This is a genomic window from Brevundimonas huaxiensis (assembly GCF_014218725.1).
GTDB lineage: Bacteria > Pseudomonadota > Alphaproteobacteria > Caulobacterales > Caulobacteraceae > Brevundimonas > Brevundimonas huaxiensis.
Genome location: NZ_JABBJE010000006.1, coordinates 133,561 through 156,658 on the forward strand (window position 1 = coordinate 133,561; position 23,098 = coordinate 156,658).

Below are 23,098 nucleotides of genomic sequence, written 5' to 3' on the forward strand. Positions count from 1 at the left end.
GATCCCGGCCTCAGAACTTGAACGAGATCATGCGTTTCATCACGAAGATGCCGGTCGCCATCAGCAGCGCCGCCATCAGCAGCATGAAGTTGCCCCGGAAATCGGTGAACAGCGGCATCATGTAAGAGGGGGTGGTGAACATGACCATCGTCATGACCGCAGGCGGCAAAGAGGCGATGATGCCCGCCGAGGCCAGCGCTTCGGACGACAACGCCTTGATCTTCTCGCCCATCATGCGACGGGCGCGCAGCACGGCCGACAGATTGCCCAGCGCCTCGGCCAGGTTGCCGCCGGTCTTCTGCTGGATGGCGATGACGATCGTGAAGAAGCGCAGTTCGGAGGTCGGCATCCGGCCGTACATCTTCTCCAGCGCCTGCTCCAGGGTCAGGCCGACGCCCAACCCCTCGACCAGCGTCTGAAACTCAGGCCCCAGCGGCGCCGGGCTCTCGCGGGCGATGATCTTGAAACATTCGTGGACCGGCAGGCCCGACTTGATGCCGCGCACGATCACGTCGACGGCGTTGGGGAACTCCAGCGAGAACTTCTTCATTCGTGACTTGCCGAGGAAGCCCACGATCCAGCGCGGCAGCCCCAGACCGAAGATCAACGCGATGCCGATGACCACCAGGATCGGCAATCCGAAGATCAGCGCGCCCAGGCCGGTCACCAGCCCGACCACGGCCGAGATGATGTAGAAGGTCGTCACGCTCAGGTTCAGGCCGGCCTGTTTCAGGCGCGACGCCAGCGTCGTGCGCGCCTTGCGCTCGCGCCGGTCGGCGTCCTGCAACTGAACCAGAATCTGCTTGCGACGCGCCTCGGGCGTATTGGCGGCGGCGGCCTTGCGGGCGAGCGCAGGGTTCTTCTTGCCCTCACCCATGCTCTGGGCGCGCTTGACGGCCTGGGCCGAGGAATCGTCTCCGCCGACGAAGACCCAGCCCAAGCCGCCAATGGTGATGAAGGCCAGAACGGCGGCAAGAATCGGAAGCATCGTCCTACTCCGCCGCGTCCAGGGCGTCGGCCAGCTCGCGCTCCAGCCCGTAGTATCGGGCGCGGTCCCAGAAGCGGGGACGGGCGATGCCGGTCGAGCGGTGCCGGCCGATGATCTTGCCGTTCTCGTCCTCGCCGGTGATGTCGTAGACGAACAGATCCTGCGTCACGATCACATCGCCTTCCAGGCCCACGACCTCGGTGATGTGGGTGATGCGGCGCGAACCGTCGCGCAGGCGGGCGGCCTGGATGATGACATCGACCGAGCCGACGATCATCTCGCGAATCGTCTTGGACGGCAGGCCGTAGCCGCCCATGGTGATCATGGACTCCATCCGGCTGATGGCTTCGCGCGGGCTGTTGGCGTGCAGCGTGCCCATCGAGCCGTCGTGGCCCGTGTTCATGGCCTGCAACAGGTCGAATGCCTCGGGTCCGCGCACCTCGCCGACGATGATCCGCTCGGGACGCATCCGCAGGCAGTTCTTGACCAGATCCCGCATCGTGATCGTGCCCTGGCCTTCCAGGTTCGGCGGGCGGGTTTCCAGACGCACCACGTGCGGCTGCTGCAGTTGCAGTTCCGCGGCGTCCTCGCAGGTGATGACGCGTTCGGTCGGGTCGATGAAGGCCGTCAGGGTGTTCAGCAAGGTCGTCTTGCCCGAGCCGGTGCCGCCCGAGATGACCAGATTGCATCGCGACGCGCCGATGACGCCCAGGACGCGCGCGCCCTCGGGACTGATGGAGGCGTACTCCACCAGGTTCTTCATCGTCAGCTTGTCTTTCTTGAACTTCCGGATCGTCAGCGTCGGGCCGTCGATGGCCAGCGGCGGGGCGATGACGTTGACGCGCGAACCGTCCGGCAAACGGGCGTCGCAGATGGGGCTGCTTTCGTCCACGCGCCGGCCGACCTGGCTCACGATCCGCTGGCAGATGTTCATCAGCTGGGTGTTGTCGCGGAAACGGACATTGGTCAGCTGGACCTTGCCCGCGACCTCGATGAAGACGCGTCCGGCGCCATTGACCATGATGTCGGCGATGTCATCGCGGCTCAGCAGCGGCTCCAGCGGACCATAGCCCAGGACGTCGTTGACGATGTCCTGAACCAGATGCTCCTGTTCGGCGACCGACATGGAGACGTTCTTAATCGCCACCAGTTCGGCGACGATGTCGCGGATTTCTTCCGATGCCGCCTTCTGGTCCAGATGCGCCAGCTGGGCCAGGTCGATGGTGTTCATCAACGCGTTGAAGATCGTCGTCTTCGTGGCGTGATAGTAGTCGCTCTGTTCGCGGACGATCTCGGCGACCGCCTGAGCCTTCTTCAGCTGCTCGAGACCCGCCGTGGCCTTCGGGCCCGTGCCGGCGACGTTGCCGGTGGGACGCGGCGCTTCAGGCGCCGGCTTGGGCTTGGGACGCGAGGCCAGGGCATCCAGACGATCGGCCGGAGCGGGCTGGGTCGGGGCAGACGCGCGGTCGAAGGCGTCGGCCGCCGGTTCCAGATCCTCGTCGGCATAGGCAAAGGCCGATGCGTTGGTCGTCGTCGCCATCGGCGCGGCGGCCGCCTGCGTGCTGAACACGGACACAGGTTCGCCGCCGGGCGCAGAGGCCGGCGCGGGGGCCGGGGCCGGCCGCAGCGGCGCAGGGGCGGCGCCGGGCTGACCTGTGCGTTTGCCGAACATGCGTCAGCGCTTCTTGAACATATTGGCGAACAGGGATTTCGACGCACCGTCCGCCGGCTTGGTCTTCTCGGCCTTGCCCGCCTTGGCGGGTTTGGCCTTGGGTCCCGCCACCATCGGCAGCTCGCGGCGCGACACGATCTGGGCCAGGGTCTGGAAGGCTTCGGCCGACTTGGTCTTCGCGCCGGCGTCCAGGATCATCTGGCCATTGTTGGCGGCCGCGCCAAAGGTCTTGGCGTCGAACGGAATGATCAGGCTGGGATGCACGCCCAGCGCCGCGCCGAAGTCCTTGGCCGGGATCTCGGGGCGACCCGGCACCCCGACCTGGTTCAGCACCAGGCGCGGCGGCGCGTCATTGGGGCGGCCCTGACGGATCAGGTCGATCATGTTCTTGGCGTTGCGCAGAGACGCCAGGTCCGGCGTCGCCACGACCACCACCTCGTCGGCGCTGATCAGGGTGCGGCGCATCCACGGCGACCACAGATGCGGAAGGTCCAGCACGACGAAGGGGGCCGTGGCGCGGATCTGGTTGGTGACCTCCTCGAACGCCTCGGTCGAGATGTCCCAGTCCGTGTCCAAGCTGGCGGGCGCCGCAAACAGGCTCAGCTTGTCGGTGCAGCGGACCATCATCCGGTCCAGCAGCGTCGAATCCAGCCGGTCGGGCTGGCCCAAGGCGTCAGCGACGCCGTTCAGCGGATCCTGATTGAAGTCCAGACCGGCGGTGCCGAACGGCAGGTCGTAGTCGACGATGACCGTATTGGCGCCGATCCGCTCGGAAATCGCATAGGCGGTGTTGTGCGCAACGGCCGAAGCGCCGGCCCCGCCCCGCGCGCCGACAAAGGCGATGGTGCGCCCAACGAAAGGCTGGGCCGGATCGTTGAACAGGCCGCCTATGGCCGCGATCAGCTGCAGCGGCTGTACCGGCGCGACCAGATATTCACTGACCCCGCGCCGCATCAGTTCGCGGAACAGGATGATGTCGTTCGTCGCGCCGATCACCACGACCTTGGTGCCGGCGTCGCAGACTTCGGCCAACTGATCGACTTCCCACAGCAGAGTCTGGGGGTCTTTCAGGCACTCGACGATGATCAGCGGCGGCGTCGGCTCATGCTGATAGGTCTCGACGGCCGCGGCGACGCCGCCGACACGAATCTGGGTCGTGGCGCGCGACAGGCGCCGGTCCTGGGCCGCTCGCTCGGCCGAGGCCAGGGTGTCCTGCCGTTCGGCGAAGACATGGATGGCGATGCGCGGCACCGACACTTCGCCGATGTTGCTGGCGGGGGCCAGACCGGTGAAGGCCAGACCCGTGTCCATCAGACTGGCCTGCGCCTGGGCGACCACGTCACCGACCGGATTGAAGCCGGCGGCGTCGGGCGCATAGGCCGGGGCGGCCGGGACCGGCGCCAAGGGCGCAGCATGAAGCGGCGATTGGGGCTGAGGCGCCGCCCCGGCCGGTTGCGCCGAAGCCGCAGGCGTGAACTGAAGCGGGCTGCGCGGCGCGGCGACGTCGTCAACCGGAGGCGCGAACTCCATATCGACATCGAACGCGTCGTCGAAGGTGTCGAACTCGCGGGGGGCGGGGGCTGTGCTCATGGGTCAGTTCACCGCACGGGATACCGAGTTATCCCTGATCAGTTCCTCACGCTCGGCCGACGTCGGCTTGCCGGTGCGATAGAGATCGAACACCACGGTACGGCGCCCGGCATCCGCCGGCGTCATGGCGCGTGGGCGCTGGATATCGCGAGGATCCTCGATCTGGGCCGCCAGATTGGCCGTGACGGCGCATCCGAAGTTCGAAGCGGACTGATTGTCGCCCGTCCGGCTCAGATTGCCCCAGTTCGCGCCGCACCGCGGCACCGCCGCGCGGATCGTTTGATAGCCCACGACCACAGGCGCGCGCGGATCCGGCGCGGCGTAGCTGACAAGCGTGATCCGGTCCGGCGATACGCCATAGGCTGCCAAGGCCGATTGAACGTCATAGGCGGTCTTCAGCGCCACCGGATCGTTTCCGGCCGGGGCTTCGATCACCATCGGCACGGCATCGACGTAACGATAGCGTCTGACCAACTCTTGCAGTGCGCCATTCTGCGCTGGGGACAGACCGGTTTCGTGAACCGCGAGCGCGATCCGGTCGAGATCCGGCTCGACCTGAAGCTGGTAGCGTGAGGTCGGCGTCAGCGGCGGCTCGCCGCCCAGGCTGGCGGGCCCGCCGACGCAGGCGCCCAACGCCAGGGCCGTGGTCGTCAGAAGCGTGGCAATCAGGGTGCGAGTCATGGATGTGCTCACTCGATCACATAGCCCACTGAACCCGCCGGGGGCGCATTCGGCAGCCCATAGACCTGGTTCAACTGGCCAAAGAGAATGGTCTGGCTGTCCTCGGCGATCCGCAGGCCATCGGCCGGGGTCTGCATCCGCGACGGCGAGGTCGGGCTGACGATATAGGGCTCGACGATGACGACCAGTTCGGTCTCGCCCATGAGGTAGTCGCGCGAGCGGAACAGCGATCCAAGCACCGGCAGGTTCGTGACGCCCGGTAGGGAGTCCACCGTCTGGCGGCTATTTTCCTGAAGCAGGCCTGCGATCATCATCGATCCGCCCGAGGGGATTTCGATCGTGTTCTCGCTGCGGCGAACCGTCAGACCCGGCAGGGTGATCGACGAAGGCGTCCCCGCGCCAATCGTCAGCCCGCCTTGCGACGACAGTTCGGACACCTCCACCTTGACCTGCAGGCTGATGCGCCCCCCGGACAGAACCACCGGGCGGAAAGACAGGCCAACCCCATAGGGTTTGTACTGGACGGTGATCTGACCCTGCGAGTCGCGGCTGGCCGGCACAGGGAACTCGCCCCCGGCCAGGAAGCTGGCGGCTTCGCCGTTGACGGAAGTAAGGTTTGGCTCGGCCAGGGTGCGCAGCAGGCCCACACGCTCAAACGCCTTGAGGGTAGCCTCGCCCTTGTTCAGGCCATCCGATCCAGGCCCCGTGCCAGGTTGAGCGGTATCCCAGTTCACAGAATCCTCCGGGCCTCTGACCGTGAACGGGCACAGGGCTCCGGGCTGCCAGCCCGCTCCAACGCATGGACGCTGCATCTGATAGTTTTTCGTCGTGTCTATCGACGTTCCGGCGCTGATGCCGCCTAGCAGGGCGCCGTTGACGCCCCAGGTCGCCGCATTGCCCAAGAGCCACTGTGCATCACCCAACTGCCCCAGCACCGCCGAGGTATTGAAGCCCAGTTGCTTGATGACATTGCGCTGCACCTCGACCACACGCACATTCAAGGTCACCTGATCCGAGCCCGGCACGGTAATCAGGTTCAGAACCTTTTCCGGCGCCGAAACGAAGGCGGCGGCGATGCGGCTGGCCTGGGTCGATTGGGCCGGATTTTCGGCGACCCCGCTCAGGATGATGCTGTCGTTGACGGCCTCGGCCCTAACGCCGCCCCCTGGGATCATGCGATCCAGAGTGTCCTGGAGCGCGCTGGTGCCGGCGTCCACCCGAACCCGCAGGCTCAGGATGGTGCGGCCGGCTGCGTCCAAGAAGACGGCGTCGGTTTCTCCTGGCGCGATGCCGATGACGGTGATGCGGCGCGGCGAGTGCAGCATGGCCTCGGCCACCTGCGGATTGGACACGATCACGTCGCGCGCGTCAGCGGGCAGATCCACCGCGAACGAGGTGCCGCGCGGCAGATTGATCAGACGCTGCGCCGCACCCGTCGATACGGCGGCGCGGGTCTGGGCGACGCCGACCGGGGCGGCGGCCAAGGTGGCGAGCAGGGCGCAGGCGGCTGCGGCGGCGGCCTTGCGCATCGTGGATCGGCGCATCGGTTGGGTCCTCATGGCACGGCCACCACTTCCGGCGCGCCGCCGCGATAGATGCGCACGGCCTGGGGTTGGGAAACGGCTGCAACGGGGCGGCGCGTGGCGCCGGACGGTCCGGCGGTGTCGGCATAGGATCGCAGTGACAGCGACAATTCGCCCTCGGACTTGGCCTGGGCCAGCAGCACCGAGTCCTGCGGTCGGACTTCCAGGGTCGCGGTGGCGCCCACGACGGCCTGGGCGTCGTCGCCGACGCGGGTGGCCTGGTCGATGGCCAGGACCTTGATGTTCTGCAGCACAACGCCCGAGGCGAACTTGGACTTGGTGGCCCCCTCGACGGCGCCGTCGCGGTTGGTTTCGGCGGTCAGCACCACATCGACGCGGTCGCCCGGCAGGATGAACCCGCCGGCGGCGGATTCCACCGTCACGGCGATGGCCATCGCCCGCATGCCCGGCTCCAGATAGGCGGCCAGATAGCCGCTGTCGCCGGCCCGCACGATCTTGCGCGACACGATCGGTTCTCCGGCCAGAATGGGTTCGCGGACCACCGAGCCGATATAGTCGGACTTGGCGCCGGTCGTGGCCAGCTCCGTCGCCGCTTTGGTCACGCGGTTCACGGCGTCCGTCGCCTTCTCTGCCGCGCTTTCCGCAGCGGGCTTGGCCGGAACCGGGGTGGAGCCATCGGTGATGAAGACGGGATTCACTTCATCGACGGGCCAATCTTTCCATTCGAGGTCAGCCTCAACCAGACGCTTGCCGGGTTCCAGGTCTTTGGCGGCGACCAGCACCTTGGCCATCGGACGGACTTCGACGGGCGCGGCGGCGGCGGGTGCAGCGGGTTCGTTCGACGACGACCCCATGGCCCGGACCACCAGGGCCAGACCAATGGCCGAGACGGCGGCGATGCAGATGACGACGATGCGGGCGGGCTTCATCCAGGATGTCTCCAGCAGGCGCTGTGTTTCGGATTCATCCCCCGACGCCTACCGTTAACGATCATGGGCCTTGCGGGTTAACGCTTCCTAAGCGCCGCGAACGCCGGTCAACGGGGTGTCAGCGACCCGAGGCGAAGGTCAGCAGCAGCCCGCTCTCGGGCAGGGCCAGCAGGGCGCCGATGGCGATGGCGACGCCGTAAGGAATATCGCCCTTGGGCTGCATCAGAGTGATGACCCAGCCCTGCGACACCGACGGGGCGACCATTGGAAAATACTGACGCGCGGTCATCAGCAGCAGGCAGAAGGCGCCGCCCGCGATGCCGGTGTAGACCAAGAACGGCGCGACGCCGCTCATCCCCATCCACAGACAGCTCGCGGCCAACAGCTTGGCGTCGCCTCCGCCGATCCAGCCGGCGGCGAACATGCCCATGCCGACCAGCAAGGCCGCGAACCCGATGCCGACATGGACGGCGACATCGATCGGCGCGGCGCCGATCAGAAAGGCGATGGGGAAGAAGGCGCCGATCAGAGCCAGCGAAATCCAGTTTGGGATCTTCATGGTGATCAGGTCGTGCAGACCGCCGACGATGACCAGGGCCGGAAAGACGCCGAGCAGGGTGAGCAGCAGAATATCCATGACCGGCATCTTATTCGACAGGACTTAAGGTTGGGTTTCCACAATGCAAGAAGGGCCGGGACTTGCGTCCCGGCCCTCGCAATGTCGCAGTATTCGCTGTTATGCAGCGTTGTTTGCGTCGTTCAGCTTGGTCGAAACCTTCGTAAAGGTGTTCTTCAGGCTGCCACTCATGGTGCCAAGGACGCTGATCAGGGCGACGGCGATCAGAGCAGCGATCAGGCCGTATTCGATGGCGGTGGCACCCGATTCGTCTTTGGCGAAGCGCGAGATGAACTTGGTCATGGGTTGTTCCTTTTTCAAATGGTCTAGCGAGCAACTTGGCGGGGGGAGCCGGTAGCCCGCTTGACCCCCAAACGCAGGATCAAAATGCACGAGGCCCGTTAAATCTGAGTCACGAGGTTTGGTTACGCGCAGATTTACCAAAGAAAATTCTCATACCTGCGCTTCAGCCTTTGTTGAGGATCACGGCTGCATCATGCGCGCGTTCGCGTTAACACGCGCCACTATCAAGAGCCGCCGATGTCTCGCATCCCGTCCTTCCTGATCGCCGCCGCCCTCATCGTCGCTCCCGTCGTCGCCAGCGCCCAGGACGGCGCGCTGAATGTCGAGATCGATCGCTCGACGCGTGTCCAGCTTCGCGGGGCCGCCGCCTCTATCATTGTCGGTAACTCTCAGATCGCCGATGTGTCACTGGTGGACGCAAACACCATGTTCATCGTCGGCAAAGGTTATGGCGTCACCGAGGTGGTCGCTGTCGACGGCGTGGGCCGCACCCTGTTTAAACGCGAAATCGTAGTGACCGGCGGCTCGACCGGTTCGGTTCGGGTCTGGCGCGGAGCCCAGGCGACCGAAATGGCCTGCGGCGCCTCCTGCACGACCAGCGTCCGATCCTCATCCTCGTCGGCCGCCGCCGCTTCGACCGCGCCCTGACTTCTGTCATGCCGGCCTGGAGATCATCGACATCGCATCCGGCGCGCTCGAAGCGCAAACGCGAAGGCGCGGCTGCGGTCGAGTTCGCCATGGTCGCCATTCCCTTCTTCCTCATGATCTTTTCGATCCTGGAACTGGGCGTCGTCTTCATTCTGGATTCCGTTCTGGAAACGGCGACGATGGAGAGCGGTCGCCTGATCCGAACGGGACAGGCCGAGGCGAAGGGGTTCGACAAGGCGGCGTTCAAGACCGAACTTTGCAATCGCATGATCCTGTTCAAAAACGATTGCACCAGCCGCGCCACCGTCGATGTGCGGGTCATCCCGGCGTTCTCGAAGCCGGACACCACCGATCCGGTTGCGAATGGCGGCCTGGACGACACCAAAACTATCTACAATGGCGGCAAACCAGGAAACATCGTTCTGGTGCGAGTCTGGTATGTGCATCCCCTCGCCACACCCTTCGTTAGCCAAGCCGTGTCGCGCGTTGGCACCGGCAAAGTTTTGCTGACGGCTGCTACCGCTTTCCAGAACGAGCCGTGGAATGCGTCCTAAACCCAGCAGGCAGTTTGGCTGGCGTATGCTAGCGCTCGATACCCGCGGTGTCGCTGCAACCGAATTCGCCTTCCTCGCCCCGATCCTGATCATCATGTATTTCAGCATGGTCGAATACTGTCAGGCCTATATGGCGCTGAAACGTACTGACCACGTCGCGGCGATGGTCGCCGATCTGACATCGCAGAATGACAGGATTACTAAGGCCCAGATGGGTGACGTCTTCGCCATCGGCAATGTGATTATGTCGCCCTTTGCTGCAACGACCCTGAGGCAGAGGGTGAGCAGCGTCACCCGCGTAGACACTAACAGCTACCGTGTCGATTGGAGCATTGGGGACGGGATTGCGAACAAATTGACAGTGGCGGAGGCGAAGATCCCCGCCGACATGCTGGCCGCCAACGAGTCGGTCATCATCGCCGAGGCCAACTACGATTTCGACTCGCCCTTCGATCAAATCGCGCCCTCAGCCACTCGCTTCAAGCGAATGGCCTATTTGCGTCCTCGCACCACAGATTTGATCGTCTGCACTGACTGCTAGGCTCAAAAGCCGACCAGCGCCTGTCGCATCGCTGACATCTTGACGTCCGTCTCAGCCTCCTCGGCGGCCGGATCGCTGTCCGCGACGATGCCGGCGCCGGCGAGCGTGCGATAGTTCCAGACGCCGTTTTTCCGTTCGAAACCGGCGGTTCGGATCAAGACCGATGCGGTCAGGGCGCCGTTGTCGCCGATCAGGAACAGCGACCCGCACCAGGGTCCGCGCGGCGGCTCGTGCGCGGCGATCACCTTCATCGCCTGGTGTTTCGGCGCGCCGGTGATCGAGCCGGGCGGAAAGGTCGCCTCCAGCAAGTCGGCCGGCCCCATCGCGGGCTGGGCCTCGCCCGTCACGGTCGAAACCAGATGATGCACCGTCGGGTGGTGTTCGACGTCGAACAGCGCCTCCACCTGGACCGATCCGGGCCGTGACACGCGCGCCAGATCGTTGCGCATCAGATCCACGATCATCAGATTTTCCGCCCGATCCTTCGGGCTGGCCCGAAGCTCGCTCGCCAAGGCCTGGTCCTGATTAGCGTCGTCCCCACGCGGGCGCGTGCCCTTGATCGGGCGGGCTTCGATGCGGCGGCTGGCGGGATCGAAGGCGAGGAACAGTTCGGGGGAGTTCGACACCAGCGCCCGATCCCCGACCCGCCAATTGGCGCCGAACGGCGACGCCCGCTCCTTTTGCAGCCGCAGGAAGACCTCGAACGGATCGCGGCCAGGGCTCAACTCCCCGGACCAGGCCCGCGCGAGATTGGCCTGAAACAGCTCCCCCGCCCCGATGCGCTGAACCACATCCGCGACCGCGTCGCGATAGGCGCTCGCCGGCGCCTCGGCCTCGAACCGGTCGGCCGGGGCGGATGGGATCACGACCGGTGCGGCCGTCGCCAGCCAAGCCAGAGCCCGCTCGGCCGCCGCCGTCGCCTGCTCCGCCGTCGCACCTCTTCCTGTGGCGCTCACCAAGCGCTCAAGATGATCGAAACTCAGCATGGCGGGATAGCGCGCCAGCATAAGGTCGGGCCAGACCATCTCGCGCGGTCCGGTGGCCGGCCGGGCGCCCGCGTCATAGGCGGCCAGGCCTACAACACCGGCGGCAAACAGCGGATCCCGCAGCGCCTCGAACGGCGCGGCGTCATCTACCGGGCCAATCCGCACCACGTCCGGCGCCTGGGCGACGTGGGACCACCGGCCGCCCGGCCCGCCGTCAGACAGCAGGGCCAAGGCGCCGTCGCCGCCGCCGAGACCCGCCGCCACTTCGACCGGATCGACCCATAGCGCGTCGCGCGTGACGGTGTGGCTGAAAACCTCGCTCACGCGGTCAGCTGCTCCACGATCCGATCGCGACGCGCCGTATCGACGCCCAGCGCCTCGCTCAGATAGGCGTCCACCGAGCCATGCCGCGCCTCGACCTCGGCGAAGGCGGCGTCCATATAGGCGGCCTCGACCCCCAGGAAGGCGACGATCGCGTCGTCCGACGCGACCCGACCCGTCATCTTGTGCAACTGTTTGGCGATGCCGGGCGCCCGGCCCGCCAGATCGACGGCGGTGTTGGTCAGCAGATAGTCCTCGACCATGTCGTCGCGCGACACGCCCAGCAGGTGGTGGGTCAGGGCGGCGAGAAAACCCGTCCGATCCTTGCCCGCCGCGCAATGGATCACCACCGTCCGGTCCTGATCCGCCAGGGCCTGGAAATAGCGGCCGAACACGTCCTGATGCGAGGCGTCGAACGGCAGGCTGCGATAGGTCTGGGTCATGAAGCGCCGCCCGGAGTCCGGCGTCAGGTCGGCGGTCTTCAGAAAGGTGATGTGCGGCGCCTCGGCGCCGTCGTCCACGCCGCCTTCGATGATCTGCCCGCTGAAGCCGTCGGGCCGGCGTGATGGCTGGTCGCGGCGCTCGCCGGGGCGGCGCAGATCGACCACGGCTCCGATGTCCAGCGCCTTCAGCCGCTCCAGGTCCGCCTCGCTGGCCCGGGCGTGGTGGGCCGAACGCAGCAGTCGACCGGGCTTTATGCGCCGCCCGGCCGCCGTGGCGTAGTCGCCATAGTCCCGAAAGTTGTCGATGGCCTCGAAGGCGTGAAGGCGGTCGGTCATGACCGCGCTTCTAGCCTATGTTCACCGCTGTGGCAGCAGGCCTGCCATCGCGTCCAGATAGGCGACGAAGGCGTCGCGTCCCTGATCGGTCAGACTGGCCTCCGTCAGCGGCTTGCGACCGTTGAAACTTTTGGAGACGGCGACGAACCCCGCCTCTTCCAGCTTTCGCAGGTGGACCGACAGATTGCCGTCCGTGGTCTGCAACCGGGTCTTCAGGGTGGTGAAGTCGGCCGATCCGGCCCCGGACAGATAGGCCATGATCCCCAGCCGGATGCGCCCGTGAATGACGTCGTCGATCCGGCTGATGTCGAAGTCGTCGGCCATGCTCAGACCACCTCCGACGGTTCCTGACGCATCAGGACGATGCCGGGGACCAGGGCCACGGCCAACAGGATCACGGCGAAGACCGGATAGATCGTGGCGCTGCCCATGAACCAGGCGACGGCGACGGCGCCGACGTAGGAAGCCAAGGCCGTGTAGGACATCCAGCGCGTTTTGGTCATGGCCGCGCCGATCATCCAGGCCGAACCATAGGCGACCAGAACCACTGTGGGCATCACCGCCATCCAGGACCACTGGCCGGTCTTTAGGGATAGAGCGACAAGCGCCAGCCAGGTGACGAAGATCCCGTAACCCACGCCCTCCCACGCCGCTCCGACCGCCTTGTTGCCGGCGGAGTTGACGCCGGGCTTGGACTTGATGCGGCCGATCAGGACGGTCAGGGCGATGGCGAACACCACGCCGGCGACGATCCAAACCCACAGTTGGGACCAGGGGTTCAGCCGAATGAGGCCCGACTGGATGGCCCATTGGATCAGACTGGTCGCTCCGAACACGATGCCGGCCGTCACCAGGATCGGGCCGGCCAAAAGCGGTGCGTGCCGCCCTTCGTGGGCCAGGCTGCGCATATAGGCGATGTCGTCCTGAATGGCTTGGGTCTCGCGGGTCATGATGCTCTCCTCCTCGAACCGTTGAGACAGGATCGCCCATTTGCTTTGTGTTGTAAAGTTCTTTCTTTCGCGTCCACGCTGCGCATGAAAAAGGGGCGAAGCCTTCGGCTCCGCCCCTCATTCGACTTCGTGTCTGCAGCCTAAAGTCGTGGTGCGCCGCGTCCACGCAGTCCGCCGGCCACCAGGGCGATGACGAACAGGATAATGGCCACGACGGCGACGAACTTGGCGATCTCGAACGAGAAGTTCGCAATGCCGCCAAAGCCGAGAACGGCCGCGACTAGGGCCACGACGAGGAAGATAATTGCCCAGCGCATCATGGGTTTAGCTCTCCTGAGTTGATGTTGCCGTCGGCGACCCGGGAGCCGTTCGTCGGTCTGTATCATCAACGCCAGGGTCGCCCCACCGTTCCATCGCCTATCGACGGCGACGCCGCGAATAGCCGCCCTGATCCATCTTGCGATCCGCGACCATGCTGGCGACGATCGCCGCCAAGGCCGGGTTGCGTAGCAGCAGGAAGGCCGCGCCCAAACCGCCCACGGCGCCCACGACCGGACGCTCGCGCACGATGTGGATGATCTTGCCTAGCAGACCTTCCGGCTCGTCCTCTTCGTCCGCCTCGTCGCGCTTGTCGCCCTTCAGGAAGACCAGCGCCACGATCAGGGCGACCAGGGCGAACAGACCGAATGTCACCGCCGCCGCGCCGAGCGGCGTCAGCGCCAGGCTGAGCGCATAGAAGATAGCCACGCCCAGAAACACGACGGCCAGAAACACGCTGGCGGCGACGACAGCCGTCGCCACCAGCTTTTTGACGATGCTCTTGAACATCAGCGGCGGCGGCCGGCCAGCAGCATGCCGAGGATGACGCCGACGCCGAGCGCCACGGCGGTCGATTGCAGCGGACGCTCCTGCACGCGTTCGACGACATAGCGTTGCGCCTCGTCGAAGCGTTCGGCCGCGTCGTCGTAATACTCGCGACCCTTCACGCGGGCCTCGTCGTAATAGCTGCGGGCCTGCTCGCGGACTTCGTCGCTCTTGGCGCGCAGCTTGGCTTCAGCCTCGGCGGCCTTGTCGCGCAGGCGTTGGGTCTCTTCGCGGGCGCCGGTCTTCAGATCCTCCTTGAGGGTCTTCAGGTCGGCCTTGATATCTTCTCGGGCCTTGGTGGTGGCCATGGTGCGCGCTCCGTTGAAAGCTTGGCGGTAGAATAGAGAACCCCGTGTTGCAACGCCACATGCGCAACGAGGTTCCTTTAGTTGGGTCGGACGTGCGCCTCTCGCCACGGGCTTTTCGCCGCACTAGAACGGTCGCCATGACCAAATGGCTGTTCGCGCCCCGCCCCGCCCCGTCCTTGCCGATCGTCGGATCGGACCAGCGCTTCCCCGTTCGCCGCATCCTGTGCGTGGGCCAGAACTACGCCGCCCATGCGCGCGAAATGGGGTCGGACCCCGACAAGCAGACGCCCTTCTTCTTCACCAAGCCGGGCGACGCCATCGTCTCGGACGGCGCAAACCCGTCCTATCCGTCTGCGACCGCAAACCTGCACTACGAGGCCGAACTGGTCGCCGCGATCGGGCCGAGTGAAGACGGCGGAGTCGCCATTATCGGCTGGGCCGTCGGCTGCGACCTGACCCGCCGTGATCTTCAGGCCGAGGCCAAAAAGACCGGCCGGCCCTGGGACGCCGCCAAGGGGTTCGATCAGTCCGCGCCCTGCGGGTCCATCACCCTGGGCGCCCTGCCGTCGCCCGACGGCGCCATCCGCCTGAGCGTCAATGGCGAAACCAGACAGGACAGCGTCCTGAACGACATGATTCTGAACCCCGACCGGATCGTCGCGGCCGCCGCCGCCCTGTGGTCGCTGCAACCCGGGGACCTGATCTTCACCGGCACGCCGTCCGGCGTCGGCCCGGTTCAGGCGGGCGACCGCGTCGTTGTCACCATCGACGGTCTGGAGACGCTCAATTTCGAGATCCAGCCATGATCCTGCACGGCTATTGGCGGTCGGGGGCCAGCTACCGCGTTCGCATCGCCCTGAACCTTAAGGGGCTGGCCTTGGACAACGCCGCTCACGACCTGCGCAAGGGCGAGCAGAAGGCGGCCGACTATGTGGCGCTGAACCCGCAGGGCATGGTCCCCGCGCTTCAGGATGGCGATCTGATTTTGACCCAAAGCCCGGCCATTCTGGAATGGCTGGAGGAAACCCACCCCGCACCGGCCCTGCTGCCGAAGGGGGCGAACGACCGGGCGACCGTGCGCGCCATGGCCGCGCTGATCGGCTGCGACATTCATCCGCTCAACAATCTGCGCGTGTTGAAGGCCATTCGGTCTGAGTTCAACGCCGATCAGGCCGCCGTGGACGCCTGGGCCGCAGGATGGATCGCACCGGGCTTCGACGCACTGGAGGCGCTGGTCGCGCGTCACGGCGCCGGCTGGAGCTTCGGCGACGCCCCGACCCTGGTCGATTGCTATCTGATTCCACAGATGTATTCGGCGCGGCGCTTCAACATGGACCTGTCGCCTTGGCCGCGCCTGCTGGCGGTCGAACAGACCGCCTTGGCTCACCGCGCCTTCGCCTCGGCCCACCCGGACGTGCAGCCTGACGCCGACGCCTGATTTTCGCCTCAGTGCGCATATCAGCGGTGGATAAGTAGGGTTCGCTTAAGGTCTCGCTCAGCGTCCCTTAAGCATTGGCGATCATAGTGTCGGGCGTGTCGTATTCCCCCGCCACACCTTCGGCGTCGTCGCCCATCCATCGCCTGGCCCTCGCCGTGGTGACCGAGCCCGAACGCGCGCCCGGCGCCTTCATGAGCGCGCCCTCCGGCGCCCGCGAGGAAGCCATGCGTTTTCTGCTGCAAACCGGAGCCGACGCCGGGGTCAAGCTGATCGCCACCCGGCCCGAGGGCGACGGCGAACGCCTGCTGGGCCAGGCCTGGCCCTTCCCCTCGCCTTTCCAGGTCACGGTCCGCACCGTTGCGCTCAGCGAAGGTCTGGACCGGGTCGAGGCCCGCGCTCGCCGCTCGCTGGAGCGGATGGGCCTGCCGCGCGGCGATGTTCTGCTGATTTCCAACGCCGCCGATCTGGCCGGCGCCGAGGGCCGCGCCCTGTGGGACCGGGCCCGCAGCCTGAAGGATCGCGGCCTGTTCCGCCGCATTGGCTTCTGCGCCACGATCGAGGACGGCCCCGCGCTTCTGGCCCGCCGTCTGGAAGCCGATGTGGTCCAGGTACCGTGCAGTCTGCTGGACCAGCGCGCGGCGCAGGACGGCGTGCTGGAAGCCATCGCCGACACGGGCGCCTCGGTCCACCTGTCTTCGGTCTTCGCCGGCGGCCTGCTGTTCGCCGGCGGCGACGATCTGCCGGCCGAACTGGCCAGCTATGCCCAGGCCCTGTCTCGCACGCGCCGGCGTCTGGCCGAGCAGCGTTGCGATCCGATGCAGGCGGCCTTGGGTTACGCCCTGGCCCTGCCCGGTGTCGACAAGGTCGTGGCCAGCGTCGCCTCCGCCGCCGAACTGCGCGCCATCCTGGCCGCCGCCCACGCCCCCTGTCCGAATCTGGACTGGGCGGCTCTGGCGCTCGAGGCGCCGGCGGCCTTCACCGCCGACGCCCGCGCCCGGATCAGTAGCGCAGCCTGATCCCGACATAGCCGGACCGTCCCGGCTCGCCGTATCCGAACACCTGCTGATAGTGTTCGTCGCCCAGGTTCTCGATCCGCGCCGTCAGGGTGACCTTGTCGGTCAGTTCATAGGCCGCGTTCAGATTGGCGGTGACGAAACCGTCGCGCGCCACGGTCGAGAAGCCGCCCGAATCGTCCTGATCGCCTTCCGCCCGCACGGTCAGGGCGCCGGACAGACGGTCGCCCGTCCAGCCCAGGGTCGCCGAACCGGCGTGTTCCGGCACGCGCAGCAGGCGCGCGCCTGTCGTGCGGTCCGTCGCGTCCGTCCAGGCATAGGCCAGCGTCAGGTCGAACCCGCCGCCCAGCAAAGCGCGGCCTTCCAGCTCGAACCCGTCCGAGCGCGTCTTGGCGACGTTGATGTAGCGACCGGCCGAATAGGTGATCTGGTCCTCGACGTTCAGGCGATAGAGGGTCGCCCGCCCATCGAACCGACCGCCGGCCGACGCCCAGCCCAGGGCGATCTCGACGCTGTCGGCCGTTTCCGGCTTCAGCTCGGGATAGGGCCGCGGCGCAAAGCAGAAGTCGCAGACCGCCTGGCTCACCGTCGGCGACTTGAAGCCCGTGCCGTAGGCGCCCGACAGGATGAAGCCCCCGGCCAGATCATAGGCCGCTGACACCCGCCCCGTCGTCTTCGAGCCGAAATCGTCGGTGTCGTCATAACGCAGTCCGCCGGTCAGGTTCAGCGCGCCGACATCGTATTGGGCCACGCCGAACACCGAGGTGATCGACAGATCGCGCGACAGGCCCGACGACAGGGCCGCCGAGGCTTCGTTCCGCTCCACGCCGAACGCATAGTCGATGTCCTGCGCCTGGCCGTTCGCCTGCCAGCGATAAGCCTGACGGTCGCCGGCGAAGGTCGAGCCGAAGCCGCCGCTGACCGAGCTGCGATCCAGATCCGACGCCGAGACGCTGAACTGATGCGTCAGGCCGAACGCCTTGGCCGTCACCCGGCCAAAGCCCGACCATTGCTCGCTCTCCTGGGTGTCGTCAGTGTCGGCCAGAGTAAAGTTCGGCGCCGGGAAGCCGTCGATATCGGCCTTGGACTTGTTCCAGCGCACCGATCCATCGACCTTGACCGCATCGGACAGGACATAGCGACCCTTGGCGCCGAGCGTCGTGCTGCGGAAACCGTCGGCTTCGGTGTTGCCGTCCGCCTCGTCCGCCGCCGAAATCCCGTCAGTGTCGAACCGCGAGGCATAGGCGCTGAAGGCGTAGGTCTCGTTGGCGACGCCCGCCGATACGCGGCCGCGCACGGTGTCGAAGCTGCCGGCCTCGGCCTCGGCGCGCAGGCCGTCGATCTCTTGGGTCGTGAAGGAAATCACCCCGCCGATGGCGTCGGAGCCCCACAGCGACGACTGCGGGCCGCTCAGCACTTCGATCCGCGCGATATCGGCCAGTTCGAAGCTGGAGAAGTCATAGGCGCCGTTCGGCTCGGCCGCGTCGTTGACCGGGGCGCCGTCGACCAGGACCAGGGTCTTGCCGGGCGTCGCGCCGCGCATCCGCACCTGGGCCACGCCGCCGAAAGCGCCCGAACGCGTCACCGACAGACCCGGCACATCGGCCAGGATGTCGGCCGCGAAGATCGCGCCGCGCTGTTCGATGGTCTTGCCGTCGATGACGCGGGCGCCGGGCGTGTCGGCGACAATGGCCGGGATGCGGGTGGCGGTGACGATCACCTCGTCCAGCTGGGTCGCGTCCTCGGCGAAGGCAGGCGCGGCGAAGGCGGCCGCAATCGCGGCCGTCGAAAGAAGAATGGAACGCTTCATTGAGCGATACCCCCGTGTTCGGTCCCGCGAATGCGCGCGAGAGACCGTCATGAGCGAACCGACCCGCCAGACCGCTTGAGGGTCTGGACGGCGCAAGGTCGGGTCGCTTCCACGGAGAAACCGCGCTGCTGTCTGGTCCCGGACAGGAGCGAGCGACGTCGGCGGCCAGGTCTCCTGGCTTGCGGGTCGTAAACCGCCGTCCTCGCCTTCCCAGCTTCCCAGTGGCGCCGGGATTGAAACCCCGGACGGACGACGCTCTCGCCGCCTACAGTTGCGGGCACAGCCACGGCGTCACACCGTGTTCCCTTAACCGCCTGACGCGGCCTATCGCAGGGCCGACAAGTCTGTGCAAGAGCCGGTCAACGGCCTTGAGCCGCCGGGCGCGATCCGTCACCCTGCCGCCACATGAATGCGCCCGTCTCCCACCCCCCTGAAATCGCCGCCTCGCTGGAGGGCGCGACGCCGTTCATGGCGCAATATCTGACGGCCAAGGCGGGCCAGCCGGACGCCATCCTGTTCTTCCGCATGGGCGACTTCTACGAGCTGTTCTTCAAGGACGCGGAGGTCGCGGCGGCGGCGCTCGGCATCACCCTGACCAAGCGCGGCAAGCATCAGGGCGAGGATATTCCGATGGCCGGCGTGCCGGTCCATGCGATGGAGGGCTATCTCGCCCGCCTGATCCGCATCGGCCACAAGGTCGCCATCTGCGAACAGCTGGAAGACCCCGCCGAGGCCAAGAAGCGCGGCGGCAAGGCCGTGGTGCATCGCGGCGTGGTCCGGGTCTTCACCCCCGGCACCCTGACCGAAGACAGCCTGCTGGACGCGCGCGGCGCCAATCGTCTCGCGGCGGTCGCGGTGCGTAAAGGTCGGGCGGCCGTCGCCGTGGTCGAGCTGTCGTCCGGCGCGGTCGATAGCGTCGCCTGCTCTATCGAAGATCTGGGCGCGGCCCTGGCCGCCTTCCGCCCGTCCGAAGTCCTAGTCACCGACCGGATGTATTCCGACGAGACCACCCGCGACGCCCTGGACGGCTCGGGCGGCGTGGTCCAGGCGCTGGCCTCGGCCATCGCCGAAGTCCAGGCGGCGCGCGCCCGCGTCGAACGGCTGTACGGCGTCTCGGCGCTCGACGGCTTCGGCGCCTTCGAGGAGGCCGAGGTCTCGGCGCTGGGTCTGATCGCCGCCTATCTGGAGACGACCCAGGCCGGCAAGGTTCCCGCCCTGGCCCCACCCCGCCGTCTGGGCGAAAGCGGCTTTCTGGCCATCGACCCGGCGACCCGCGCCAGCCTTGAGATCGACCGCACTCAGCGCGGCGAGCGCGAGGGCAGCCTGCTCGCCTGCATCGACCGCACCGTCACCTCGGGCGGCGCTCGGGCCCTGGCCGAACGGATCGCACGGCCCTTGCGCGATCCGCTGGCGATCAACGAACAGCTCGACGCCGTCGAATGGCTCTTGGAGCGCCGCGACCTGCGCCGCGACCTGCGTGAGGCGCTGAAAGCCTCCTCCGACATCGCCCGCGCCGTCGGACGATTGGCGCTGGGTCGGGGCGGCCCGCGCGACCTGGCCGCCGTGCGCACTGGCCTGTCGATCGCCGAGGGTGTCGCCGGGCTGTTCGTGGGCCAGGTCGATCCCCTGACCGGCCAGCCGCGCCGCATCGCCTCGGCGCTGGACCGCCTGACCCTGTCGCCCGACGTCTCACGGCTGAAGGCCGACCTGATCGCCGGCCTGGTGGACGAGCCGTCCCATCTGGCGCGCGACGGCGGCTATGTGCGCCCCGACTATCGCCCCGAACTGGACGCCGCCCGCACCCTGCGCGACGACAGCCGCCGCGTCGTCGCCGATCTGGAAGCCCGCGCCGTCGCCGAGTCAGGCGTGCCGTTCAAGATCAAGCACAACGCCGTCCTGGGCTATTTCCTCGAAACCAGCGCCAAGGCCGCCGAATCCTTGCTCCGCGCCGGGCCCGACAGCCCCTTCATCCATCGCCAGACCCTGGCGACCCAGGTCCGTTTCACCACCGTCGAACTGTCGGAACTGGATGCGAAGATCAGCCAGGCCGGTCACCGGGCGCTCGCTATCGAAGGCGAGACCTTTGAGGGCTGGCGACGCGAGGCCGCCCGCTTGGCCCAGCCGCTGCAGGCCGTCGCCGAGGCGCTCGCCGAACTGGACGCCCACGCCGCCCTCGCCGAATGGGCCCAGGAAGTCGGCGCGACCCGCCCGATCGTGGACGACACCCTGACCTTCTGCGTCGAGGCCGGCCGCCATCCGGTGGTCGAGGCGGCGGTCAAGGCGGGCGGCGATCCCTACACCCCCAACAACGCCCGGCTGGACGGGTCGGGACAGGACGGCTCGCGTCTGGCCATCGTCACCGGGCCAAACATGGCGGGTAAATCGACCTTCCTGCGCCAGAACGCGCTTCTGGTGATCCTGGCCCAGGCCGGCGCCTTCGTCCCCGCCCGTTCGATGCGGCTGGGCGTCGTGGACCGGCTGTTCAGCCGCGTCGGCGCCGGCGACGACTTGGCCCGCGGCCGCTCCACCTTTATGATGGAGATGGTCGAGACCGCCGCCATCCTGACCCAGGCCACGCCGCACAGTTTCGTCGTTCTGGACGAGATCGGGCGCGGCACCGCCACCTATGATGGTCTGGCCATCGCCTGGGCGACGGCCGAGGCCCTGCACGAGACCAACCGGGCACGCACCCTGTTCGCCACCCACTATCACGAGCTGGCCCAGCTGGAGACGCGGCTGGACCACGTCTGCAACCTGTCCATGGTCGCGCGCGAGTGGAACGGCGAACTGGTCTTCCTGCACGAGGCGGCGCCCGGCGCGGCCGATCGCTCCTACGGCGTTCAGGTCGCGAAACTGGCCGGCGTCCCCGCCTCCGTCGTCGCCCGCGCCCGCTCGGTGCTGAACCGGCTGGAAGGCGAAAAGGCCGCCGCCGCCCGCCTGGACGACCTGCCCCTGTTCGCCGTCGCCGAACCGGAACCGATGCGCGGCCCCTCGCCCGTAGAACTGGCCCTTCGCGACGTCGATCCTGACGACCTGACCCCGCGTGAGGCGCTGGAGGCGCTTTATCGGCTGAAGGGTCTGGCCTGATGTGACGAAGGCCCGGACGTCGCCGTCCGGGCCTCGCTCAGAGTGTTGATCCGTTTCGGATCAGGCCTGCATCATCCAGCCTTCAACATCCATGGCCGCCTGGCGGACGGCTTCCGAACGGGTCGGGTGGGCGTGGCAGGTGCGGGCGATGTCTTCCGACGCGCCGCCGAAGCTCATGGTGATGGCCGCCTCGTGGATCATTTCGCCGGCCTGCGGGCCCATGATGTGGACGCCCAGCACCTTGTCGGTCGCCGCGTCGGCCAGAACCTTCACGAAGCCGTCGGTCTCGTGATTGATCTTGGCGCGGCTGTTGGCGGTGAAGGGGAATTTGCCCTTCTTGTACTGAACGCCGGCCGCCTTCAGCTGGTCCTCGGTCTGACCGATCCAGGCCACTTCGGGGAAGGTGTAGACGACGCTCGGCACCAGGGCATAGTCGACGTGGCCGTATTTGCCGGCGATCGTGTCGATCACGGCGACCGCGTCTTCTTCCGCCTTGTGCGCCAGCATCGGGCCGTGGGTCACGTCGCCGATCACCCATACGCCGTCCGCGACCTTGAAGTGGTCATGGTCGATGAAGCCGCGCTTGTCCGGCGTCACGCCGACGCTCTCCAAGCCCAGACCGTTCGTGTACGGACGACGACCGATAGCGACCAGCACCACGTCGCCTTTGATCGTCTCGGCGGGGCCGCCGGCCGACGGCTCGACGGTCAGTTCCACCCCGTCCTTGCCCGACTTGGCGCCGGTGACCTTGGCGCCCAGTTTGAAGCTCATGCCCTGTTTGGTCAGGGTGCGCTGGAAGGCGGTGGCGACCTCGGTGTCCATGCCGGGCGTGATCCGGTCCAGGAACTCCACCACCGTGACCTCGGCGCCCAGACGACGCCAGACCGAACCCAGCTCCAGGCCGATGATGCCCGCGCCGACCACGATCAGCTTCTTGGGCACGGCCGGCAGCGACAGGGCGCCGGTGGAATCGATGACCTTGCCGTCCTCGAAGGCGACGCCGGGCAGCGGGGTCGGCTCCGAGCCGGTGGCGATGACGATGTTCTTGGCGTCCAGCGTCTGGACCGAACCGTCGACGGCGGTCACCTCGACCTTGCCTTTGCCGACGATCTTGCCCTTGCCCTTGATCCAGTCGGCCTTGTTCTTCTTGAACAGGAACTCGATCCCCTTGGTCAGGGCCGTGACGCTGTCGTCCTTGGCCTTGTGCATCTGGTCCAGGTGCAGCTTGGGCTGGACCTCGATGCCGATCTTGGCGAATTCGGTATTGGCGGCGTTCCACAGTTCCGAGGCGTGCAGCAGGGCCTTGGACGGCATGCAGCCGACGTTCAGGCAGGTGCCGCCCAGCGTCGAACGCATCTCCACGCAGGCGACCTTCAGGCCCAACTGGCCCGCCCGGATCGCGGCGTTATAGCCGCCAGGGCCTCCGCCGATGATGACGACGTCGTAGGCGGCGGTGGCTTCGGCCATGGTATCCTC

At 67.0% G+C, this 23,098-nt stretch carries 24 protein-coding genes and 1 riboswitch; of the genes, 7 read left to right on the plus strand and 17 right to left on the minus strand.

The window, feature by feature from the left end; translation table 11 throughout:
• Window positions 1-10 precede the first annotated feature (10 nt).
• The 8 genes from HF680_RS12355 to HF680_RS12390 all read right to left on the minus strand — a co-directional run bounded on the left by HF680_RS12355 (window position 11) and on the right by HF680_RS12390 (window position 8,323).
• On the minus strand, window positions 11-988 hold the full coding sequence (locus tag HF680_RS12355; protein WP_185225266.1) for a type II secretion system F family protein: 978 nt from the start codon (window positions 986-988) through the stop codon (window positions 11-13).
• Between the two features lie 4 nt (window positions 989-992).
• Window positions 993-2,660 carry a CpaF family protein gene (locus tag HF680_RS12360; protein WP_235968962.1) on the minus strand — a complete coding sequence of 556 codons (1,668 nt, stop codon included), beginning with the start codon at window positions 2,658-2,660 and terminating at the stop codon, window positions 993-995.
• Between the two features lie 3 nt (window positions 2,661-2,663).
• Window positions 2,664-4,250: an AAA family ATPase gene (locus tag HF680_RS12365; protein WP_185225267.1), complete on the minus strand. Its 1,587-nt coding sequence runs from the start codon at window positions 4,248-4,250 to the stop codon at window positions 2,664-2,666.
• Between the two features lie 3 nt (window positions 4,251-4,253).
• Window positions 4,254-4,931 carry a CpaD family pilus assembly protein gene (locus HF680_RS12370; RefSeq protein WP_161640000.1) on the minus strand — a complete coding sequence of 226 codons (678 nt, stop codon included), beginning with the start codon at window positions 4,929-4,931 and terminating at the stop codon, window positions 4,254-4,256.
• An 8-nt stretch (window positions 4,932-4,939) separates the two neighbouring features.
• Window positions 4,940-6,475 carry a type II and III secretion system protein family protein gene (locus HF680_RS12375; RefSeq protein WP_185225268.1) on the minus strand — a complete coding sequence of 512 codons (1,536 nt, stop codon included), beginning with the start codon at window positions 6,473-6,475 and terminating at the stop codon, window positions 4,940-4,942.
• 11 nt (window positions 6,476-6,486) lie between these two features.
• Window positions 6,487-7,404: a Flp pilus assembly protein CpaB gene (gene cpaB / locus HF680_RS12380; RefSeq protein ID WP_185225269.1), complete on the minus strand. Its 918-nt coding sequence runs from the start codon at window positions 7,402-7,404 to the stop codon at window positions 6,487-6,489.
• Between the two features lie 118 nt (window positions 7,405-7,522).
• Window positions 7,523-8,041, minus strand: a complete 519-nt coding sequence (locus tag HF680_RS12385; protein ID WP_185225270.1) for an A24 family peptidase — start codon at window positions 8,039-8,041, stop codon at window positions 7,523-7,525.
• A 99-nt stretch (window positions 8,042-8,140) separates the two neighbouring features.
• The gene (locus HF680_RS12390) at window positions 8,141-8,323 is read right to left on the minus strand and encodes a Flp family type IVb pilin (protein ID WP_185225271.1); all 183 of its coding nucleotides are present in this window, start codon (window positions 8,321-8,323) and stop codon (window positions 8,141-8,143) included.
• A 237-nt stretch (window positions 8,324-8,560) separates the two neighbouring features.
• Here HF680_RS12390 and HF680_RS12395 point away from each other — a divergent pair, with 237 nt between their 5' ends.
• The 3 genes from HF680_RS12395 to HF680_RS12405 are packed head-to-tail and all read left to right on the plus strand — an operon-like array spanning window position 8,561 to window position 10,066.
• The gene (locus HF680_RS12395) at window positions 8,561-8,971 is read left to right on the plus strand and encodes a pilus assembly protein N-terminal domain-containing protein (RefSeq protein ID WP_185225272.1); all 411 of its coding nucleotides are present in this window, start codon (window positions 8,561-8,563) and stop codon (window positions 8,969-8,971) included.
• Between the two features lie 8 nt (window positions 8,972-8,979).
• Window positions 8,980-9,525 carry a TadE/TadG family type IV pilus assembly protein gene (locus tag HF680_RS12400; RefSeq protein ID WP_045810666.1) on the plus strand — a complete coding sequence of 182 codons (546 nt, stop codon included), beginning with the start codon at window positions 8,980-8,982 and terminating at the stop codon, window positions 9,523-9,525.
• Window positions 9,515-10,066: a TadE/TadG family type IV pilus assembly protein gene (locus HF680_RS12405; protein ID WP_185225273.1), complete on the plus strand. Its 552-nt coding sequence runs from the start codon at window positions 9,515-9,517 to the stop codon at window positions 10,064-10,066. Before HF680_RS12400 ends, HF680_RS12405 begins: the two co-directional genes overlap by 11 nt.
• Before the next feature lie 2 nt (window positions 10,067-10,068).
• On the opposite strand, the gene HF680_RS12410 is transcribed toward HF680_RS12405, so the two are convergent.
• The 7 genes from HF680_RS12410 to HF680_RS12440 all read right to left on the minus strand — a co-directional run bounded on the left by HF680_RS12410 (window position 10,069) and on the right by HF680_RS12440 (window position 14,274).
• Window positions 10,069-11,376, minus strand: a complete 1,308-nt coding sequence (locus HF680_RS12410) for an anthranilate synthase component I family protein (RefSeq protein ID WP_185225274.1) — start codon at window positions 11,374-11,376, stop codon at window positions 10,069-10,071.
• Entirely contained in the window at window positions 11,373-12,152 is a 780-nt protein-coding gene (locus tag HF680_RS12415; protein ID WP_185225275.1) for a tyrosine-protein phosphatase, read from the minus strand. Before HF680_RS12415 ends, HF680_RS12410 begins: the two co-directional genes overlap by 4 nt.
• 21 nt (window positions 12,153-12,173) lie before the next feature.
• Window positions 12,174-12,476 (minus strand): winged helix-turn-helix domain-containing protein, encoded by a 303-nt coding sequence (locus HF680_RS12420; RefSeq protein WP_045810670.1) that lies wholly within the window; start codon window positions 12,474-12,476, stop codon window positions 12,174-12,176.
• Window positions 12,477-12,478: 2 nt separating this feature from the next.
• A complete protein-coding gene (locus HF680_RS12425) occupies window positions 12,479-13,102 on the minus strand; it encodes a hypothetical protein (protein WP_045810671.1) in 624 nt (207 codons plus the stop codon).
• A 140-nt stretch (window positions 13,103-13,242) separates the two neighbouring features.
• Entirely contained in the window at window positions 13,243-13,422 is a 180-nt protein-coding gene (locus HF680_RS12430; protein ID WP_039243970.1) for a DUF1328 domain-containing protein, read from the minus strand.
• A gap of 97 nt (window positions 13,423-13,519) precedes the next feature.
• On the minus strand, window positions 13,520-13,930 hold the full coding sequence (locus HF680_RS12435; protein WP_185225276.1) for a hypothetical protein: 411 nt from the start codon (window positions 13,928-13,930) through the stop codon (window positions 13,520-13,522).
• Window positions 13,930-14,274, minus strand: a complete 345-nt coding sequence (locus HF680_RS12440) for a DUF883 family protein (protein ID WP_017506144.1) — start codon at window positions 14,272-14,274, stop codon at window positions 13,930-13,932. Before HF680_RS12440 ends, HF680_RS12435 begins: the two co-directional genes overlap by 1 nt.
• Window positions 14,275-14,411: 137 nt before the next feature.
• Here HF680_RS12440 and HF680_RS12445 point away from each other — a divergent pair, with 137 nt between their 5' ends.
• The 3 genes from HF680_RS12445 (at window position 14,412) to HF680_RS12455 (ending at window position 16,728) form a co-directional block, all read left to right on the plus strand.
• The gene (locus HF680_RS12445) at window positions 14,412-15,080 is read left to right on the plus strand and encodes a fumarylacetoacetate hydrolase family protein (RefSeq protein ID WP_045810673.1); all 669 of its coding nucleotides are present in this window, start codon (window positions 14,412-14,414) and stop codon (window positions 15,078-15,080) included.
• The gene (maiA, locus tag HF680_RS12450; protein ID WP_185225277.1) at window positions 15,077-15,712 is read left to right on the plus strand and encodes a maleylacetoacetate isomerase; all 636 of its coding nucleotides are present in this window, start codon (window positions 15,077-15,079) and stop codon (window positions 15,710-15,712) included. Before HF680_RS12445 ends, maiA begins: the two co-directional genes overlap by 4 nt.
• Before the next feature lie 95 nt (window positions 15,713-15,807).
• Window positions 15,808-16,728, plus strand: coding sequence for an aldo/keto reductase (locus HF680_RS12455; RefSeq protein ID WP_317134064.1), 921 nt, complete (start codon window positions 15,808-15,810; stop codon window positions 16,726-16,728).
• Here the strand turns inward: HF680_RS12455 and HF680_RS12460 are convergent.
• Window positions 16,712-18,535, minus strand: a complete 1,824-nt coding sequence (locus HF680_RS12460; RefSeq protein WP_185225279.1) for a TonB-dependent receptor plug domain-containing protein — start codon at window positions 18,533-18,535, stop codon at window positions 16,712-16,714. The genes HF680_RS12455 and HF680_RS12460 overlap by 17 nt on opposite strands.
• A gap of 146 nt (window positions 18,536-18,681) precedes the next feature.
• Window positions 18,682-18,890, minus strand: a riboswitch (cobalamin riboswitch).
• Between the two features lie 50 nt (window positions 18,891-18,940).
• On the opposite strand from HF680_RS12460, the gene mutS reads away from it, so the two are divergent.
• Window positions 18,941-21,622 carry a DNA mismatch repair protein MutS gene (mutS, locus tag HF680_RS12465; protein ID WP_185225280.1) on the plus strand — a complete coding sequence of 894 codons (2,682 nt, stop codon included), beginning with the start codon at window positions 18,941-18,943 and terminating at the stop codon, window positions 21,620-21,622.
• A 60-nt stretch (window positions 21,623-21,682) separates the two neighbouring features.
• Here the strand turns inward: mutS and lpdA are convergent, their stop codons facing one another.
• The gene (gene lpdA, locus HF680_RS12470) at window positions 21,683-23,089 is read right to left on the minus strand and encodes a dihydrolipoyl dehydrogenase (RefSeq protein ID WP_185225281.1); all 1,407 of its coding nucleotides are present in this window, start codon (window positions 23,087-23,089) and stop codon (window positions 21,683-21,685) included.
• Window positions 23,090-23,098: the final 9 nt, after the last annotated feature.